Raw genomic sequence first — 18,050 nt, forward strand, 5'->3', positions numbered from 1 at the left:
TTCGGAGGCGAGATTTCCCCAAGTTTCTGACTATCTGATCAACCATGACGTGACAGCGCGGTGCTATGGAGGCTGGGAGTACTTTAGCTGCCTCCTAACCTTCCCTCAAACCCTTGATCTTTCATCCTTTGAAGCACGTCCATGGCGTGCTTGGCTTGAAAATCCGACGGAATCCTTCGCGGCATCGACCTGCAAATCTGCAGGATTTGCAGGTCCTTGGGCGACAGCTTCCGTTCAGCTTTCCCCCAATTCATCACCTTTGTCCAGAATTCTGCCCCTAGGTTGACCACCTCGGTCTGGGCGTTGATGCCCTCGGTCAACGCCTTCTTGGCCTTCGCGTCCCGCACCGCGGTTCGCACGGACTCCACCAGAGTCAGGCAGCTAGTGAAGTCGTCATCGTAGGCGAGCTGCCTGCCCTTGAGACCGTTCCAGCACGCCTGCTGCTTTGCCCACTCGGACATATTTCGGACCCCGGCCGGTGGGTGCGTGATGACATCGTTGGCCTCGGCCGCGGCGACGAGCAGCGCACGCAACAAGGCGTCCGAGACTGCCTGACGCCGCCAGATGGCATCGACGTCCAGCACCTGCTTTTCGCTCGACGCGTCATGGAAGACCTTGGCCATGGCGTAGGTCACGATGTTCGCGCGGTAGCCGCCTTCGTACCAAGGTTGTTTCGGCACCTCGGTTTCCAGCTTCCTGAAGATGATGGCCTTCGCGATCAGCCGCCGATACCAGAGTTCGTCGTATCGCGCATCGCTCTTGGCCCAGGCCTCGCCGATCTCCTTGGCGAATTCGGCGAAGTTCTTCTGTGCGCCTTTCGAAACCAAGTCAGGATGGCCTGCAGCCGAATACTCGAACTTCGCAAGGTCGGTCTTGCTGAAGAGCTGCGCCTTGGGGAACTCTAGGTCGAACTTCTTCTGCTGCCCAGGCGTCAGACGCCCGCGCGCGTTGATGAACTGACCCCGGGACCGCTCGTAGAACCACTTGCTGTCATGGCGCTCGCCTTCGCGGGCTGTGAAGATCACGCTGCGCGAGAACTGTTCGATCCGAATGTGGAACGGGTGGTTCGAGAAGAAGTCGGCCGCATTCACCTTGTTCTGGGTGTTCGCAAACTCGGAAATCTTGGGCACGATCTCCTCTGACCGGTCAGGCGGCACCACGGTCAGCTTCATCTGGACGAAAACCTGCGGAAGCTGCTCGCGGGCGTTCTTCAGCCCCGTGTGGATAGAACCGGTCGTCTGGGCACCATTCACGATCTGCAGATTGCTGATCGAGGCGATCGCAAGACCGTCATCCGTGCGTACGCAGTTCACGTCGTCGGCCGTCGCGGATAGCCCGTTGTTGTAGGGAAAGAACAGCTCCGGCTCTTCCTTGATCGTCTTCTGGATGCCCTTGTTGGTCTTGGCGCGCGCCTGAAGGAACGAGCGCACATTGGCCTCGAGAAGCCTTGCGCCCCAGCGGTCGTAGATCGAAGCCAACTGTTCGCCCGGCACGATCAGGAGGTAGCTTTCCAGTGCGGCGCCCGTCTGCGATGCCTTCAGCGCCGGCAAGGGCCCGCCGAAATCCCCGGCGAAGTCGATCACCATGTCCTCGCGCGCCTGGCCGGAACGATCAAAGCGCTCGAAGCGGGCAAGGTCCCAGACCGACCATGTGATGGGCACATTTTCCAATGTGCCGAGGGGCACAGCATCGTCCCGGCCGACATAATGCCGGTTCGAGACAAGGATCAGCTTGACCTTGGTCACATGCGACCATGTCGCGATGACAAGGTCCGAGACTTGGAATGCGGGATTTGCTTCGTTCAGCGCGTCCCGAAATTCCTCACTTCTTGCCTTCTTGAGAAATCTGATGAGCGGATTGAGAATTGGGGTGACATCTGTTTTCCCGAAGGTCTGCACCGTATCGCTGTCGGCAAAGTCACAGATGATCAGTCCGAGGACACCTTCGCTATCTCGAGGATCTCCAGCGTAACCATCGATGCGCAGTTTCTGCGCACCCTCACCAAACTGATAGTGAGCGGGGTCTGCAGTCTCCAGTTCTCCCGCCTCGGTCAGGCGATCTGCCATCAGATTGAAGAATGCTTCCAAGGGGAAGATCCCGCTGGCGTCGGCTTCGCGGCGGATGTCGGCCATAAGGTTCTGATGGTATTCCTGAAGCTCGCTCATGCCTGCCCACCTTCGGTCAAGCCGACGCGCACATCATCCCAAGCCTTGAGAAAAGGCGAACACGCGGAAAGCGCCAGCGCGTAGGTGACGCCGGACACGCCGAGCGGGACCGGCGCAGCGATCCGCGGAAACTCGTCCGCGACCGAGAAGAACTCGGGCGCGGACACGATCCAGCGCCATGCCGAATAGTCATGCAGGGCATCATAGCCGACATCCGCCAGGTGCAGGTCCCAATCCATCACCGATGATGGTTCAGTGCGCTCCAGAAGCTCCGTGACCATGTCAACATGTTCGGTCAGGGTCCGTCCATGCGGCGGCTGCACCTTGTCGACGGCCAGCACGGCCAGCCATATACGGCGATCAGGCACATCGGCGAGCTGATGCTCGCTGGTGATCTTCACGAAAGGCTGCGACGCGCCGCGACGTGCCTTGACCTCGATGCAATCCGCCGAGAGTTCGAAATCCTTGGGCGCGCCGGACGGTCCCATCCATGCTGACAAGGCAGGCTTCGGCCCAAGCACAGCGATCAGAAGCTTCAGGACCTCGATCTCGCCGATCAGACCTTTCTGCGCCTCCTCCGACAGCACTTCCAGCTTGCCGCCGCGCAGCAGGTAGTGCCACCGGAAGTTGCGCCCGATGGCGCGCTCCAGCGCCTCCGCTTCGGTCTCGGCCAGTTCCCCCGCTGCCATCACGTCGCGGCAGAGCGTCTCGAACAGTTCCATCTGGGCGTTGTCTTTCAGCCGGATGTAGAGGATCGGGCCGCCGGGAAGAGTCTGGAAACGGATTTCAAGGTTCTTGAGCTTGGGGAGGTCCGGGACGGGGCGCGGCAGATCACTGAGCTGCAGCACCAGCGTCGCATCCGCCCGCGGCATGACTGCCCAGAACCAGTTCCATCGTGCCGCGGCATCCACCCGCCGCGTATCGACCTTTCCTGCCTCGAGGCCCGACCATGGGGTGTCATTCGGGATCACCAAGCGCCTCCTCCTCGATCTCTTCCTCGCCGAACATCTCGCGCATGCGGATCGTGTTCACGACGTATTCGACGGTTCCGCCACCGATCCTGCTGGACGGGAACGAGAGGCCCCACACAAGCACCCCTTCCGGCATGGTCGGATCGTCCAGCTTCGGCTTGACGAGACGGAGGATCAGCAACGGGCGGCGGCCGGGAACTTGGCGGTAGATCCTCGGGTTGACGGTCTTGGGCAGCTTCTGATCTGGCCGGGAAAGGCGGAATGCTTCACGCGCATCGGCAATCTGCGTTGCGGTCAGGCCTTCGGTTTCGTCCTCGGCAGAGCCAATCCGACGGCTGGAACCACTGAAGGCAAGAACACCGCCCTTTGCGAGGTCCGGATCAACGGAAAGCTCGTAGGGCACGATATAGAGACCTGCAAAGGGTATGGCATCCATGTCCTTGCGGGTAGAGCTAGCGATGAAGACATCCCATTTCGCAAGCTCATCATCCGCTCGAGCGTCAATGTAATCGTTGATCAACTTGGGATCGGTAAGCGGGTTCACCGGCCGGAGACCCGGTTCTGTCCGGTATTTGCGAAGGAAATCCCTTATCGCCTCAACGCCTACCCCGCAGAGCAGGTAGCCCCTTGACCGCTCGGAGCGAGGTATTCCCATACTGGCGGCGACGGACAGGAGTTCTTCGCCCGCACCAAGGTTCGAATCAAGCTGCGCGTGGTCGAGGACGATCCGCGTGGTCTCGATAAGGTTCTCGGCCAGCCCAACCTTTACCGGGAACTCCTTTCCCGTCCCCATCTTGTTGCGCGCCGTCACGATCAGCGCCTCGGGGTGGCTGCGCACAGCGAGGCCGAATTGGGCCGGCGTCGCCTTGGCAAGCTCCATCCGCTTGAGCTGGGTCTGCAGGTCGTCCATGGCCTCGTGAATATGGGCATACCAGCCGACGCCATCCGCAGGCATCCAGACGCGGCACAGATCCTCGTAGCCGGGCCGGTAGCCGAACCAGCGGCCCATCTGCATCAGCGTATCGTACATCATGGAATTCCGCAGGAAGTAGCTGACCGTGAGTCCTTCGAGGGTCAGCCCCCGCGAAAGGGAGAAGCCACCGACCGCGATCACCGTGATCCCGTGCTCCCCGGCGTGGTCATAGTCCAGCGCCTGGGCTCGCTTGGAGGCGTTGACCTCGACCACGCGGGCCGCCACCAGAACCTCGTGCAACCGCGCTTGGACCGATGGCCAGTCGGCCCCCTCCGCGTCGGCAAACTCCCGTTTCCATGTCGCATGCAGCGCCGCGATCTCGGGGTTCCGCACCGCAGTCGGACCCTTTCCCGCCTCTACCGCCACGGCATCACGTATGCGCGCCACCACATCGGCGATCCGCGACCGCAGGCGCCCCTGGACGTCCGTGAACCGCGAGGCGTTGACCAGCATCGACGCATGGCCGGCCTGCTGCCCACGCGCGTTCCGGATCGCGCGGGCGACGATGAAGGCGCGCACCGCCTCCACCAGACTGCCGGGCAGCACGTCGACCGGATGGTCGATCTTGTGCTTCATCGGCAGCACATCCTCGTTGTCGTCGATCAGCCGGATGTGCTGGTCGCGTGCGTCGAGGAAGATCTTCTGCGCACCGAAGTAATTCGACGGTGCATCCAGCCCGATGATGAAATCCCGCGGAAACAGGTCCTGTTTCAGCGCCTCGTCATCGGTGTCGGGATCGATGAAGATGTTGGCGAAGGGCGTCGCGGTGTAGCCGACATAGCAGCTGCGATGGAACAGTGACAGCAGCTCGCGGATCTGGCTGTTGATCCGCGTCACCTCGTCCCGCTGATAGGCCGTGTTGATCGAGGCGTTGTCGGCCTCGTCATCGATCAGCAGCATGGGCTGGCTGACCATCTGCGTGCTCTGGTGAACGGAATGTTCCTTCAGCCATTCCAGCAGGTTCTTCAATGTGCTGGAGTTCTTCTTGATCACCAGCACCACCGGCACGTTGATCTGGCTCAGCTGCGCAGTGAACGTCGTCGCCGTCGCCTTGTTGAAATCGCGCAAGGTGTTGGTCAGCGATACGGGAAATTCGCGCTGATCGAACTGTCCGACGCCGATGATCTTCTGTCGCTGCGCCCTGTTGGCATGGGCCAGCCGCCCGGTATCCCGCCCGATGAAGCCTTCATCGATCCGCGCCTGGGTCTGGTTGCGCAGGTTGTTGTGGATGCCGGCGATCACCACGATCAGCCGGTAACCCGCATCGGCCGCCTTGCAGATCAGCCCGGTGTAGTTCGCGGTCTTGCCGCTTTGCACATGCCCCACGACCATGCCCCGGCGGCTCCATGGACTCAGGTTGTTCGGGTTGCCGAGGCGGTCCAGCACCTTGTCCGTGACCTCGTCCGTACCGTCGATCACCGACTTTGGAAGCCCCTTTAACCCCAGAAGCTTGCGATACCGCCCCCAGTAGAAATCCCCGACCTCGCCATTGATCCGCGCATCATGAAGCCAAGGTTTGAAATCCTCCGAATCCACGATGGCGCCAAGACCCATGCTGATCCCGTATTTCTCCTCGATCAAGCGCGCCAGTTCCTCGGCGTCCTCGTCCTCGATCTTGCCCGCGAACATCGGGGTTTCGCGCAGTTGGGCGATGATGTCCCGAATGGACTGTGCAGTATGAGGCCCCGCTTGGGACGCCATGTACATGGACGTCATGCCCTCGAGACTGCTGAGAAGCGGGGTCATTGCTGCTCCTTTTCTTCAAGCGTTGTCGCAATGATGCGCTGCGTATCGTCCCAGGCAGACCGAAACGGATCAACGTCCTTCATCAGGGCCATGATTTCCTTGATCTCCTTCCGCGCACCCATGAGAATGGAAAGGGTCGACTGAACGGCCTGTGCGAGGGTGTCCTCGTCCACCCGATCAGGCACGATCTCTTCGGCCGTCCCGGCCATGTCGGCGTGCAGGGTCTCGATCGGCAGGGAAGCACCGACCAGAGCGATGCAATTGAAGAAACCGCGGCGCAGGTCTGGCGGCAGGCTTTCGGCAAAGTCCGCGAAAGCCGGGTGCTCGACGTTGGGCCTGTACCGGATCTGCCCCTCGGCCTGGATGCGATGCCACATGGGCAGACGCTCGTGATCGACCAGCTTCTGACCACGCTTGCGGTAAGTGCGCTTTGAGCCGTCTTGGATCCGCTCGATGACTTTCTTGAGGCGGTCCCTGACGATGGGCGGCAACTGAGCCGAGGATTTCTTGACGTCGATCTTCCAGTCGGCGTCCATGCTGTTGGGAATGTCGATCCTGACCCGCGACAGCTTGGTCAGTTCCGACTGGCGGCACAGGCCGAACCAGGTCCCGTACAGGATCAGCCTCTTGCCACGATAGAGATAGAAGCCTTGCGACTTCAGGTGGCCCTCGGGTCCGGCAATGTCTTCCCAGTCCGTCTTGCCCATCTGCTTGTGGTGCGGAAGGGTGAAGCTTTGGATTTCGACATCACCCCGGATCAGCGAAAGCCGCTCCTCGGGATCGGGAATAGTCGCCGGGTTCTTTCGGGCAAATGGATCGAGAGGCGGAAGCACCCGGCCATTCAGCGAAATCGAAAGCGGTTTTGCATCTTCAATGAAACGGTGAAAGACGAGGCGCAGATGCCTTTCCGTTTCGGCAATACGCTGATTGATCACCTCGGCACGCTTTGCCGCGTTATGGGCGTATCCGCCTGACAAACGATCAAGCTTTTCCCAAAGAACGAGGGTGCCGGTTTCTCCCAGCTTTTCGACCTCGGGAATTCCGGAGACGTCATCGGGAAGCTGCACCGCCCACTCGTTCCGCTCCGCGACATCGTCCAGATCCCAGACCGCTGCCGATGTCCTGCCATCCCTACGCGACACGACTGTCAGCCGACGGCATTGCGAAAAACTTGCGCTCTTCATGCCAAGACCGAAACGGCCAAGGTCGGGTTCATCCCGTGATGCCAAGGGGTTGCGGCTCCCCGGACGCATGGCCGCAATCAATTCTTGTTCCGTCATCCCGCCACCATCATCGATGATGGCGATATGGGGCTCGTCCGCGAAAGTCTCGGTCACGATCCGGACGCGCCGCGCTCCCGCAGTTATCGAATTGTCTATGACATCGGAAATTGCGGTCTCGAGGGAATAGCCGATATCCCTCAAGCCCTCGATCAATGAGGCTGCATGCGGCGTTGCATCGGCGCGACGTGTCGAAACAACTTCCTGCATGCTATCCTTCGTTTCTCCGGGCTTCCCAACAACTTGGCGACAAGACCTCGATATTGCAAGGATTTCAGGGCTCTAGTTTGCCCTTGTTTGTCAGCGCAGCGTGGACAAGATCCGCGATCTGCCGTGCGAGGAACGGCGGCACGGCGTTCCCTACCTGCACGTATTGCTGCGTCCGGTTGCCGAGGAACAGATAGTCGTCAGGGAAGGTCTGCAGGCGCGCGGCCTCGCGCACCGTCAGGCTGCGGCACTGCATGGGGTCCGGATGGATGAAGTAATGACCATCCTTCGAAATGTGGCTCGTAACAGTCGTGGAGGCCTCGCCCGCCAGCTGGACCCGGAAGCGGTCATTGAATTTCCCGCTGTCCCAGTTCTTGTGGTCCGGGCTGATAAGATACGGGAAGTCGGCGGCCTTAGGGCTGTAGCCATGCACATCACCGAACGCGGCCGCGAAGAGGTAACGGCGAAGGTCCGACGCCATGTGCCCCCGCGTCTCGTGCTGCGCCAGCCCGCGCAGCCCCGGCCTTTCCAGCCACTGCAGCAGAGCGTCGTTGGAGGTGCCATACCCCTCTGGCAATCGTGACGCCGAGCGGGCCGCTGTGCCGCCCGCCTTCAGCCGTTTCGCGACATCCTTGAAGACGCCCCGGATCTGCGAATTCGCCTTGCCGCCATGAAGATTGGCCAGCAGCCGGGCAGCATCGGCGACAACCGTCCGCCATGCGTCCGGATCATCCTGCCCCCGGCTGATCCCGCTGCGCAGCATCGGCATGTTCCCGATCACGTCATCGACCGTTCGGGCAACATCCGACACGGCAATTTCGGCACAGCTAGCGCCCTTGGCGAGATCCGAGCGGATCCCGATGATGATGACGCGGTGACGCCGTTGAGGCACGCCGAACCGCTCTGCCCGCACGATGAAATCGGATGGCTGCGCTGCCTCGCGCAGGCTTGCCCTGCCGTCTTCGATATGGATCGCGCGCAGCTCGTATTGGTGCCCCTTGCCCGTGCCGAGCGATGCCAGATCCTCCATCAGCATCTCGAACACCAGACGGCTTTCGATGGTCGAGGACAGCATGCCCTTGACGTTTTCCATCACGAACGCCGCCGGGCGCAGGCGGTCGAGGACGCTGATGTATTCCCGGAACAGGTAGTGCCGCTCATCGTCCTCAGGGACATAGCCGGCCTTCCCCTTCGACCGGGCGCGGCCAACCAGCGAATAGGCCTGACAGGGCGGCCCGCCGATCAGGATCGTGTCGTCGTAGTCCCGGCGCAGGCTGATGATGGCGGCGTCGATGGCCGTGCCTGCGTCCTCGGTCCCCAGCTCAAGACAGCGCGCCTCTGCCTCGGCCTGTGCCCATGCATATGCGTCGATCTCGTGCCAGTCCGGTTCATCCGAAAGCCCTGCATGAAAATCGATGAAGGCTTGCGGCAGCGTTCCGTGCCGCGCCTGATGTTCCCGCAGAAAGGCCCGCAGTCTCAGCGTCCGGTGCGCCGAGGCTTCCTTTTCGACCGAGATGCCGATGTGGAAGGGCGCGTGGTCACCCACCTTGAGGCAGGAGAAACCCTCGCCCAGCCCGCCAGGACCGGCAAACAGATCGACAATGCCGAATTTGGCTGGCAAATCAGGGACCTCTCGTCAGGGGACTGATGCCTGTATACCAGGTGAGCGGGGCGATGCCAGGAGCCAAATGGCAGATATTGTCAACAAGGAGACCCGTTCCCGGATGATGTCGGGAATACGCGGCAAGGATACGCGGCCCGAGCTGTTGCTGCGCCGCGCCCTTCATGCGCGCGGGTTCCGCTACCGGCTTCACCCCAAGACCGTGACCGGCCGACCGGATATGGTCCTGACCAAACACAAGGTCACCGTTTTCGTGCACGGATGCTTCTGGCACCGACATGAAGGCTGTCGATTTGCATCGACGCCTGCCACGCGCCCCGAGTTCTGGGCGGCGAAGTTCGCGGCCAACATCCGGCGCGATCAGAAGGTCGTGGCAACGCTATCGGCAGAGGGCTGGCGGATCGCGCTTGTCTGGGAATGCGCGCTGAAAAAGCAGGCCGATGTTGATCTCACCGTCGAGCAATTGGCGGAATGGATACTCGAAGGCGGATCTTTCATTGAAATCGGCGGGAAGGATGCGGGTTCCTGAGCGGCTTTAGCGCCGAAACTCATGATCGGCCCTTCGAATTCGTCACACCTTCTCCAACCGGCCCCGCAGATACCGCTCCATCCCGACCGCCAAGGCAAAGGCCGAAGCACCAAGCACCAGCGCAGCCGCAGACACCGCCGCCACGACCACCATCGCCCCGGCAGCAGCCCCAAGCACCATCATTACCACCCAGCTCGCAAGATAGGCCACCCCGCACAGTCCCACGGCCCGGATCACCGGATGCGTCAAGCGCGCCAGATCCCTCTGCATCCGTTCCACCGTCGCCAGCTGGTGCCGCTGCCACGCATCGCTCTTCTCGATTTCCATTATCACTCTCTCAACAATTCGATCCAGTTGTGGACGTCGTCCATCGGGATTTCCTTTCCCTCCAGGAACGACCGGTACCAGCGCGCCACGATCGCACCGCGTTTCTCGCTTTTCAGGCGGATGCCGGTCGCGCTGAGATGACGGTCCAGCGCCGTCTCGAACCCTTCCAGCGCGGCCAGGTCATGGCCCGGGCGCACCGCTTCGACCCCCAGCAAGATCCAGTTCAGGTCCACGCCGAACTGGCGGTGCATATCGACCAGCGCCTCCACCGGCATCGAGCGCTTGCCGGTCTCGTAGCTCTGATAGGCGCGCTGAGACATGCCAAGCGCCTCGGCCATGCGGGCCTGCGACAGGCCAAGCTCATTGCGCGCGATCGCCATGCGCGCGCCGAGGCCGCCGAGGTAGGTATCCGGACGATTCACCATTCTTGACATCAATCAACTTGATATGACGCATGAACGCATATAAGCGCACGTTTGTGCGTTAACGCCTGCGTTCCAACATCGAACCACGGCCCGGCACCGCATTCAATGCGTTTTCGTCCATTTGCAGGAAAGGAGAGAGGTTTGTCACAGGAAAAGCTGCTGTCGCCCAAGGAACTTGGTGCCCTTGTGGGGCTCAGCACGGCGCAGATACGTGCCTTGATGAACGACGGGCGGCTCGAATTCGTCGAAATCACGCCCAAGACCCGCCTGCTGACCATGACCGGCTGGGAGCGGTTCCAGAAGCGCGCCACCAAGCTGCGCGGGGACGAGAGGGAGAGGGATGGTTCGGTGTCGAGTGTGAATTGATCAGGGGGAGAGCCGATGGGCACGACCAATCTCAACATCAGCGTGATCGACAAGCGCATGCTGAAACAATCCGAGGCCGCCAGCTACACGGGTCTTCCTATCAAGCATTTCAAGGCAAGCTGCCCGGTGCGGCCGGTGGAGCTGGCGCGGGGCACCCTGCTGTGGGACCGGCGCGACATCGATCGCTGGATCGACACGATGAAGGCCGACCATGTCGAGATGACGCGCGACGACATTCTGGACCGGCTCTGATGACCCATGTGCGCGTAAAGGGGTTCAAGATATTCAAGGATCGTCACGGGCGTATGCGCTGCTACCACCGCGCGACGGGCCACAAGATCGACCTGACCGAGGCACCGCTGGGGTCGGTCGAATTTCTGGCGCAATGCGAGACGATCCGCGCCATCGCCATGGCGCAGAAGGAGAAAGGCCCGCGCGCGGGCACTTTGGGCGGGCTGATCAAGGGCTATTTCGAAACCGGGCATTTCGCCAATCTGGCCGAGGCCACACGCCGCGATTACCGCAAATGCGCCGATTTCCTCGCCCCCATCCGCGACACGCCGGTCCATGTGATCGACACACCGCTGATCGCGGGCATCCACGACAAGGCCGCGAAAAAGATCGGCTGGCGGCGGGCCAACATGGTCCGCACCCTGCTGAGCGAGGTGTTCCGCCATGCAATCCCGCAGGGCCTGATCGCGGCGAACTACGCCAAGGACGTCATCCCCAAGCGCCGCCCACGCGACCGCGCCTATGCCAACCGGCCATGGAGCATGGAGGAGCGCGACATCGTCCTGTCCCGCGCCAAGCCGCATGTGCGGGTGGCGCTGGCGCTGATGATGAACACTGGCCTTGATCCCTCGGACGCGTTGAATCTGCGCAAGGACCAGATCGACGGTGACACGATCTGGGGCGTGCGTGGCAAGACGGGGGAGGAGGTGGCGATTCCCGTCAGCCTGACCTTGCAGGCAGCCCTCGACAGCATCCCTGCGCATGAGGCGGCTACCGTGCTGGCCAGTTCACAAGGCGCAGCTTGGACCTACAACGGGTTTTCCACCGTCTGGCACCGTTTCAAGACCGGGCTGGAGGAGGAAGGGCTGATCGCGCCGGGCCTGACGCTCAAAGGCCTGCGCCATACCGTGGCGACGACGCTGCGCGAGGCGGGACTGGATGAGCGGCGCATCGCGGACCTCTTGGGGCAGAAAACGCCATCGATGGCGAGGCACTATTCCCGGTCGGCGAACCTTGCCGACAAGAACCGCGAAACCATGGCGACGCTGGAAAAAGAGAACGCAAGGCGGGCGAAGATTGTCAAACCTGTCCCCGAAAAGCGTCAAACCCGATCCGAGTAAGGACCAGCCATGACCACAAAACCCAACTATTTCAGCTTGTTAAGTGGTGCCCGGGGGCGGAATCGAACCACCGACACGAGGATTTTCAATCCACTGCTCTACCCCTGAGCTACCCGGGCACGGGAGAAGGATTTCCTTCGGGTGGAGGCGGTTTAGCCGAGGTCCGACCCGGTGTCCAGCAGGTTTTACAACTGTTTTTTCACCACACAAATCCACCTCTTCCCAAGTGTATCGGGGCAGGCTACATCCCTCGGATGGCTCTCGTTGCGGACACCCTGAACACGTTTTTCACACATGATTTCGACTGTGTTATTGACGTCCGTAGCCCGGCGGAATTTGCCGAAGATCGTGTTCCAGGGGCCATCAACCTTCCGGTTCTGGACAACGAGGAACGCGCGCGGGTTGGGACAATTTACAAGCAGGAAAGCCCCTTCAAAGCGCGGAAAATCGGCGCGGCGCTGGTGTTTCGCAATGCCGCCGCGCATGTGGCGGGACCATTGGCGCACCATCAGGGCGGCTGGCGGCCATTGATTTACTGCTGGCGGGGCGGGCAGCGGTCCGGCACGTTCACCTGGATGCTGCGCGAGATCGGCTGGCGCGCCGAGGTGGTGCAGGGCGGTTACAAGGCGTATCGCCGCCTCGTGACAAGCGCGCTCTATGATAACCCGTTGCCGCACCGCCTGATCCAGCTGGGTGGATACACCGGGACGGCCAAAACAGCGCTGTTGCCGCGACTGGCCGCGCGCGGAATTCAGGTGCTGGATCTCGAAGGTCTGGCGCGGCATCGTGGATCGTTGCTGGGGGAGAGGCCCGAAGGCCAGCCGGCGCAGAAGGGGTTCGAATCCGATCTGATCCGGGCGCTGCATGCGCTTGACCCGGCCTTGCCGGTGGTGGTCGAGGCGGAAAGCAGCAAGATCGGTCAGATCAACCTGCCGCCCGCGCTTTGGGATGCGATGAAATCCGCGCCCTGGATCGAAATCTCCGCCCCCATCGAGGCACGCGCGCGCTACCTGGCCGAAGCTTACGCGGATATTCTGGCCGATGGGCCGCGACTGACCCAACAACTTGCACCGCTGCGCTTTTTCCGGGGCCACGGGCTTGTGGACCGATGGGATGCGATGATCGCCGAAGGGGCGCGTCTGGCATTGTGCCGGTCCTTGGCCGAGGATCATTACGATCCGGCCTATCGCACCTCGATGCGCGCGCAGGCGCCGCGCATCCTGCACCGGGAAGAGACGGCCTCCCTGACGCCTGACGCATTGGATGAGCTTGCCGACCGGCTGGCCGCGCACCTTCAGAAGATCCGGATCTGACCCGTCTCCGACGTGATCTGCCCGATGGCGCAGGCGTCATATCCGGCAGCGCGCAAGGCGGTGACCAGTTGTCCCGCGTCACCCGGCACCGCGGCCAATAAGCCGCCGGAGGTCTGCGGGTCGATCAACAGATCATGTCGCGGCGTGTCTGCGAGGTCGGGGAAAGGGGCGCGGTTATCGGGATACAGGCTCGACCGGATTCCGCTGGCGGACAGGTCCAGCGCGCCGGGCATCAGCGGCACCGCGTCGAGGGTCACATCCGCACCCACCAATGAATTCAGGCAGATATTGCGCAGATGGCCCAGCAATCCAAAGCCGGTCACATCCGTCATCGCATGAGCGCCCCTGAGAATCGCGGCGGCCTGTGCCTGCGATTGCACCATCAGATCCAAGGCGGCGCGCACATCCTCGCCGCGCGCCTTGCCGGCCATATCGGCGGCCATCAAAACCCCTGACCCCAAGGGTTTGGTCAGGATCAACGTGTCGCCCGCACGCGCACCGCCCAGTCCGATGGGCTTGTGTTCACATATGCCGGTCACGGTAAAGCCTATGGTCAATTCCGACCCTTGAGAGCTGTGCCCGCCGACAATGTCTGCCCCGGCGTTGCCCATTACCTCGCGTGCGACCGTCATGATCTCGCGCAATGTCCGCGCCGCGAGCGCGGGGGACATGCGCGGCAGGATAACATTGGTCAGCACCGCTGTCGGTCGCGCGCCCATGGCCCAGATGTCGCCCAGGGCATGTTGCGCGGTGATGCGGGTCATGATCGCGGGGTCCGGAACGATTTCGCGCAGATGGTCGGTGCTGATCACCGTCTGGACCCCGCCGATGTCCATCACCGCCGCGTCGTCTCCGGGCAAGTCCCCGGATCCAAGCGCCTGCTGCAACGCGTCCTGTCCCAGCTTGGCACCGCATCCGCCACACAGGATCTTGTCGCCAAGCGCCTCAGTCCCCGCCGCCCGAACCGCAGGCAGCGGCGCGGAGGTCATCTGTGGCAGGTCTTTGAATTTCAACATGAACTTGCGATCAATCCGGTCTTTCCAGCGCCAAACCCACGGCCCTGAGAATGTCAGTCCAAATCGGTCGCCAAGGGCCGATTTGCCGCCCAGAGAGAGCAGTTTCAGATAGTCCTTTTGCGGGTGATAGCTGTGGGTCTGCCCCGTTTCGCGCAATGCAGCCCGCAGGTTACGGGCAAGGATCGGGGCCTGCCGCACCGCGTAGACACCTGCCTTTGGACGCGGCGCAAACGCCATGTGGGCGCAATCGCCGACGGCAAAGACATGTCGGTCAGAGCTCCGCAAACCGGCGTCCACGGTGACAAAGCCGTCGCGATGGGCCAGTCCGGTCTCTGCAAGCCATGCATGGGGACGGGCACCGGCGGCGCCACAGACGAAATCGGCCTCGATCCATCGGTTCGCCAGTCGGACACCTGTGGCGGTGACTTCTATGACTTCGGCGGCGTCGTGGACCTCAATCCCGGCTACGGTCAATGCCTGCCGCATACGTCTGGCCGAACGCGACGGGAGTGCGGCCAGCGCCGTGTCCCGCTCGATCAGATGCAGGCGGGCAGAGCGCCCGGCCTTGGACAAGGCATGGCCCATTGCAAGGATCAGTTCCGCACCGGCCACGCCGCCGCCGATCACAGCCACAGAGGCCGCGCCCGTGCCTGCCAGATAGATCTGCCAGGCGTCAGCGAACCCCTCCAGCGGTTTTGCCGGCGCGGCGTGTTCGGCAAAGCCGGGCAGCTCCGGCATGGCGGTGGTGATTCCGATGTCGATGCTGGCCAGATCGAACCCAATTGCCGGACGACCCGCCACATGGATTTCTCTGCGATGCAGGTCGATCCCCGTGGCCGCGCCAAAGACCAGCCGCGCACCGGCAAAACGCGCCAGCCTTGCAAGGTCAATGTCAAGCGCCTCACGTTCATAGTGTCCGGCGATATGTCCCGGCAGCATCCCGGAATAGGCCGCCGTCGGGTTCGGACTGATCAGCGTCAGCCGCGCACCGGGCAGCGGGTTCATTCCCCAGGACCGAAGGACAAGCGCATGGGTGTGGCCGCCGCCGATCAGCACCAGATCGCGGGTCAAAGGATGGGGCGTTGACTGCAACTCGGCCTCCTTCGGCACACCGGACCGCTTTTTGCGACAGCCCCCGGCATAGCGCCGAAGTGCGTGTCAGAAAAGCGTGATCTCGTCGGCCACGGGACGCGGGATTGGGGCCGGTTTTTCCGGCGGGAGCGCGACAGCTTCGGCCGGGACCAGCAGTTGACGCACCCGTCCGTCTGTCGGCCAAAAGCGGATGCGCCGCGCTGCCGTACCTGCCACGCTTTCCGCGATGCAGGGGATGCCTTCATCGGACAGGAATTGCCGGGCAAAGGCCGCGTTTGACGCGCCGATATCGCGCAGGTTGCCCATCATGCTGGCACCGCCAAAAACCTTGGCCTGTAGCCGCGCGCGCTCTGCCCCCTGACGCAGCAAGCCGTTTATCAACAGTTCCATGGCATAGGCACCGTACCGCACGCTTGCGCCGCCGCCGCCGTCCCGATTGGGCAAGAGAAAGTGATTCAGGCCGCCGATCCGGCGCGTCGCGTCAAACATGCAGACTGCGATGCACGACCCCAAAACAGTGGTCAACACCACCTCCGGATCGTCGGAAATCTGGTATTCGCCCTGAATGACGTTGACTACCTTTTCGGACAGGCCTCTCATTAATGTATCTCCCTGGAGACGCGCGTGGCCTCGCCCTGTTCGCGAAGGAGCGCCTGCGCAATCCGGTCGAGGGGCAGGATCTTGTGGACACTGCCGTTTTGAACGGCTGCGCGCGGCATTCCATACACCACACAGCTGGCCTCATTCTGGGCGATGGTAAAGGCCCCGGCCGCAAAGAGGGCTTTCATCCCGTCGGCGCCATCCCGTCCCATGCCGGTCAAGAGCGCAGCCGAGACACGGGCCGCATGGGGGACAGCGGACCCGAATAGCCTGTCCACAGAGGGAATATGCCCGGCAACGGGGTCTTCCTTGACACAGGTCGCGCGTGTCCCGGCCCGGCCTTCGATGACCAGATGGCTCCGCGTGCCGGCACCTATCAAAATTTGACCGCGCCGAAGGGGCAAAGGCCCGGTGGCCAGCAGCACATTGGGCAGACATTGACGGTTCAAGAGCCCCGCAAGGCTTTGGCCAAAGCCGAGCCCGGTATGCTGCACGATCAGCGTAGGCGGACAGTCCTCGGGGAATTGCGACAATACGTTCAGCAAGGCGTCAACGCCGCCTGTGCTGGCACCGATCAAAACCATGCGCCCGGCGCTGTCAGACGCGCGCGCGTTCTGATCCGTCCCCGCGGGCGCGACCGGCAAAGTGGACCGTCGACTGGCCGGTGTCTGCTGGGCCGGAACCTGCTGGGCCGCCGCCGAAGCGCGGATCGCGCCGATCCGGGGCGGGGCGGCGTGATGCCTGCCATGGCCCTCCGCGCCGGGGAGTGTTATCGGACGTCCGGGGGGCGTCCTGGCAACATCCCTTGGGGCCGTCGGTCTGTCTACTGCCACCGGCGGCGGTGCCGACGACAGAGGTTTCTTGGCGGGACAGTCCTTGCGATCGGTGCGGGTCAACGCACACAGCTGCCGGACATAGACCTCTTCCGGCGCATCGGCCGGTATGGAGAAGATATCCGATCCGGGCTTGTCAAACCCCACCGGGGCGGTGGACCGCCGCGAAGACCGGTTGGGCATCGTCACAACCAACCAACGGATGTCGAGGGTCGCGAACAGGGCGCGCATCACTTCGAATTCCGGCAGGTTGGCCAGCACGTCGGCGATCAACACCGCCTTTGGCAGGCGTTCCTCCACAACATTGTAGGTGTTCATCAGGTCACCTGTTCTGGAGACCACTTCGAAATCGGCCATTTGGTCGACCAACCGTCCAAGCCGGGCTTGCTGCGCGCGATCCGGCGTGGCGATGACAACGGTCTTCCTTGGCATTTGTGATCTCCAGCGGCGGTCCGTTTACACCAGAACCGGGGCAGGTTGTCGGCCCATCAAAACAGCTCCGCGTGGCCGACGGCAGCGGCGGAATTCGCCGTGCCGCCCAACCGTGTCGCCATGTCGCGAAGTGGCACCGACGACAGGGCCTGAACCACGTCCACCATGCCGGTGTCATCGGTCGCGGCAGAAATCTGGTCGAGGTAGTCCGCCAATGCGCCGATCGACTGACGTAGCATGTCCAGTTCCTGCAACATCCCGATGGATTTTGTATCGAAGGCGTGGGTGGCGTGGACGATGACAGTGTCTAACCCGTGCTCCAACCGCTCAAGCCGCACATAGAGCCCCTCAAGCTCGGCCGAGGCGCGTCGGGTTGCGACCTTCAATGGCAGGGTGGTGTCTGTCATGGCGGTCATAGACGGCCGACCACGCTTTCGATGCATTGTTTCATCGAGGCCGATGTAAACGGCTTCTTGATCATATTGTTGAGGCCAAGCTGCTTTGCCTCCGCGACGATTTCCGGGGTGGGCCGTCCGGTGACAAGGATAAAGCCCATCTTCTTGAGCGCTTGATGGCTGCGCACAGCCTTTAACAGACCAAGGCCGTCCAGACCGGGCATGTTGTAGTCCGACAGCACCAGATGCACCGGACTAGAGGCCATCCGGCCAAACGCGGCACGGCCGTCATTCTCCGTGACGTAGTTCTTGATTCCGATGTCGTCGAGGGCCTGTGTGATCAGGCCGCGACTCGTCGCCATGTCATCGACGACCATGATCCTCAGAGAGTCCTTCAATCCCATAAT

The 18,050-nt window shown here is 62.3% G+C and carries 17 protein-coding genes and 1 tRNA gene; 5 read left to right on the forward strand and 13 right to left on the reverse strand.

Features of this window, described 5'->3' with window-relative positions; genetic code table 11:
• Positions 1-83: 83 nt before the first annotated feature.
• The 5 genes from ACN0S5_RS17815 to ACN0S5_RS17835 all read right to left on the reverse strand — a co-directional run bounded on the left by ACN0S5_RS17815 (position 84) and on the right by ACN0S5_RS17835 (position 8,963).
• The gene (locus ACN0S5_RS17815) at positions 84-2,165 is read right to left on the reverse strand and encodes an AIPR family protein (RefSeq protein WP_417210090.1); all 2,082 of its coding nucleotides are present in this window, start codon (positions 2,163-2,165) and stop codon (positions 84-86) included.
• A complete protein-coding gene (locus ACN0S5_RS17820; protein WP_417210091.1) occupies positions 2,162-3,136 on the reverse strand; it encodes a PD-(D/E)XK motif protein in 975 nt (324 codons plus the stop codon). Before ACN0S5_RS17820 ends, ACN0S5_RS17815 begins: the two co-directional genes overlap by 4 nt.
• On the reverse strand, positions 3,123-5,855 hold the full coding sequence (locus ACN0S5_RS17825; RefSeq protein WP_417210092.1) for a Z1 domain-containing protein: 2,733 nt from the start codon (positions 5,853-5,855) through the stop codon (positions 3,123-3,125). The genes ACN0S5_RS17820 and ACN0S5_RS17825 overlap by 14 nt, the downstream gene beginning before the upstream one ends.
• Positions 5,852-7,345, reverse strand: coding sequence for an ATP-binding protein (locus ACN0S5_RS17830; protein WP_417210093.1), 1,494 nt, complete (start codon positions 7,343-7,345; stop codon positions 5,852-5,854). Before ACN0S5_RS17830 ends, ACN0S5_RS17825 begins: the two co-directional genes overlap by 4 nt.
• Before the next feature lie 64 nt (positions 7,346-7,409).
• Positions 7,410-8,963, reverse strand: a complete 1,554-nt coding sequence (locus ACN0S5_RS17835; protein WP_417210094.1) for a DNA cytosine methyltransferase — start codon at positions 8,961-8,963, stop codon at positions 7,410-7,412.
• Between the two features lie 67 nt (positions 8,964-9,030).
• Here ACN0S5_RS17835 and ACN0S5_RS17840 point away from each other — a divergent pair, with 67 nt between their 5' ends.
• Entirely contained in the window at positions 9,031-9,492 is a 462-nt protein-coding gene (locus ACN0S5_RS17840) for a very short patch repair endonuclease (protein ID WP_417210095.1), read from the forward strand.
• A 42-nt stretch (positions 9,493-9,534) separates the two neighbouring features.
• Here the strand turns inward: ACN0S5_RS17840 and ACN0S5_RS17845 are convergent, their stop codons facing one another.
• Positions 9,535-9,819: a hypothetical protein gene (locus ACN0S5_RS17845; RefSeq protein WP_417210096.1), complete on the reverse strand. Its 285-nt coding sequence runs from the start codon at positions 9,817-9,819 to the stop codon at positions 9,535-9,537.
• 2 nt (positions 9,820-9,821) lie between these two features.
• Entirely contained in the window at positions 9,822-10,244 is a 423-nt protein-coding gene (locus ACN0S5_RS17850) for a helix-turn-helix domain-containing protein (RefSeq protein ID WP_417210097.1), read from the reverse strand.
• A gap of 141 nt (positions 10,245-10,385) precedes the next feature.
• Here ACN0S5_RS17850 and ACN0S5_RS17855 point away from each other — a divergent pair, with 141 nt between their 5' ends.
• The 3 genes from ACN0S5_RS17855 to ACN0S5_RS17865 are packed head-to-tail and all read left to right on the forward strand — an operon-like array spanning position 10,386 to position 11,962.
• Positions 10,386-10,610: a hypothetical protein gene (locus tag ACN0S5_RS17855; RefSeq protein WP_024811261.1), complete on the forward strand. Its 225-nt coding sequence runs from the start codon at positions 10,386-10,388 to the stop codon at positions 10,608-10,610.
• 15 nt (positions 10,611-10,625) lie between these two features.
• Positions 10,626-10,862 carry a hypothetical protein gene (locus ACN0S5_RS17860; protein WP_417210098.1) on the forward strand — a complete coding sequence of 79 codons (237 nt, stop codon included), beginning with the start codon at positions 10,626-10,628 and terminating at the stop codon, positions 10,860-10,862.
• Positions 10,862-11,962 carry a tyrosine-type recombinase/integrase gene (locus ACN0S5_RS17865; RefSeq protein WP_417210099.1) on the forward strand — a complete coding sequence of 367 codons (1,101 nt, stop codon included), beginning with the start codon at positions 10,862-10,864 and terminating at the stop codon, positions 11,960-11,962. Before ACN0S5_RS17860 ends, ACN0S5_RS17865 begins: the two co-directional genes overlap by 1 nt.
• 44 nt (positions 11,963-12,006) lie before the next feature.
• On the opposite strand, the gene ACN0S5_RS17870 is transcribed toward ACN0S5_RS17865, so the two are convergent.
• Positions 12,007-12,081: transfer RNA gene (locus tag ACN0S5_RS17870), tRNA-Phe, on the reverse strand.
• A gap of 135 nt (positions 12,082-12,216) precedes the next feature.
• On the opposite strand from ACN0S5_RS17870, the gene mnmH reads away from it, so the two are divergent.
• Entirely contained in the window at positions 12,217-13,275 is a 1,059-nt protein-coding gene (mnmH, locus tag ACN0S5_RS17875) for a tRNA 2-selenouridine(34) synthase MnmH (protein WP_417210100.1), read from the forward strand.
• On the opposite strand, the gene selD is transcribed toward mnmH, so the two are convergent.
• The 5 genes from selD to ACN0S5_RS17900 all read right to left on the reverse strand — a co-directional run bounded on the left by selD (position 13,257) and on the right by ACN0S5_RS17900 (position 18,047).
• Positions 13,257-15,383 (reverse strand): selenide, water dikinase SelD, encoded by a 2,127-nt coding sequence (gene selD / locus ACN0S5_RS17880; RefSeq protein ID WP_417210101.1) that lies wholly within the window; start codon positions 15,381-15,383, stop codon positions 13,257-13,259. The genes mnmH and selD overlap by 19 nt on opposite strands.
• Positions 15,384-15,449: 66 nt before the next feature.
• On the reverse strand, positions 15,450-15,983 hold the full coding sequence (locus tag ACN0S5_RS17885) for a chemotaxis protein CheD (protein WP_417210102.1): 534 nt from the start codon (positions 15,981-15,983) through the stop codon (positions 15,450-15,452).
• Positions 15,983-17,248 (reverse strand): CheB methylesterase domain-containing protein, encoded by a 1,266-nt coding sequence (locus ACN0S5_RS17890; RefSeq protein WP_417210103.1) that lies wholly within the window; start codon positions 17,246-17,248, stop codon positions 15,983-15,985. Before ACN0S5_RS17890 ends, ACN0S5_RS17885 begins: the two co-directional genes overlap by 1 nt.
• Positions 17,249-17,304: 56 nt before the next feature.
• Complete coding sequence (locus tag ACN0S5_RS17895; protein WP_417210104.1) at positions 17,305-17,664, reverse strand: chemotaxis protein; 360 nt, start codon at positions 17,662-17,664, stop codon at positions 17,305-17,307.
• Positions 17,661-18,047 carry a response regulator gene (locus ACN0S5_RS17900; RefSeq protein ID WP_417210105.1) on the reverse strand — a complete coding sequence of 129 codons (387 nt, stop codon included), beginning with the start codon at positions 18,045-18,047 and terminating at the stop codon, positions 17,661-17,663. Before ACN0S5_RS17900 ends, ACN0S5_RS17895 begins: the two co-directional genes overlap by 4 nt.
• Between the last annotated feature and the right edge of the window lie 3 nt (positions 18,048-18,050).

Source organism: Antarctobacter sp., from assembly GCF_048262615.1.
GTDB lineage: Bacteria > Pseudomonadota > Alphaproteobacteria > Rhodobacterales > Rhodobacteraceae > Antarctobacter.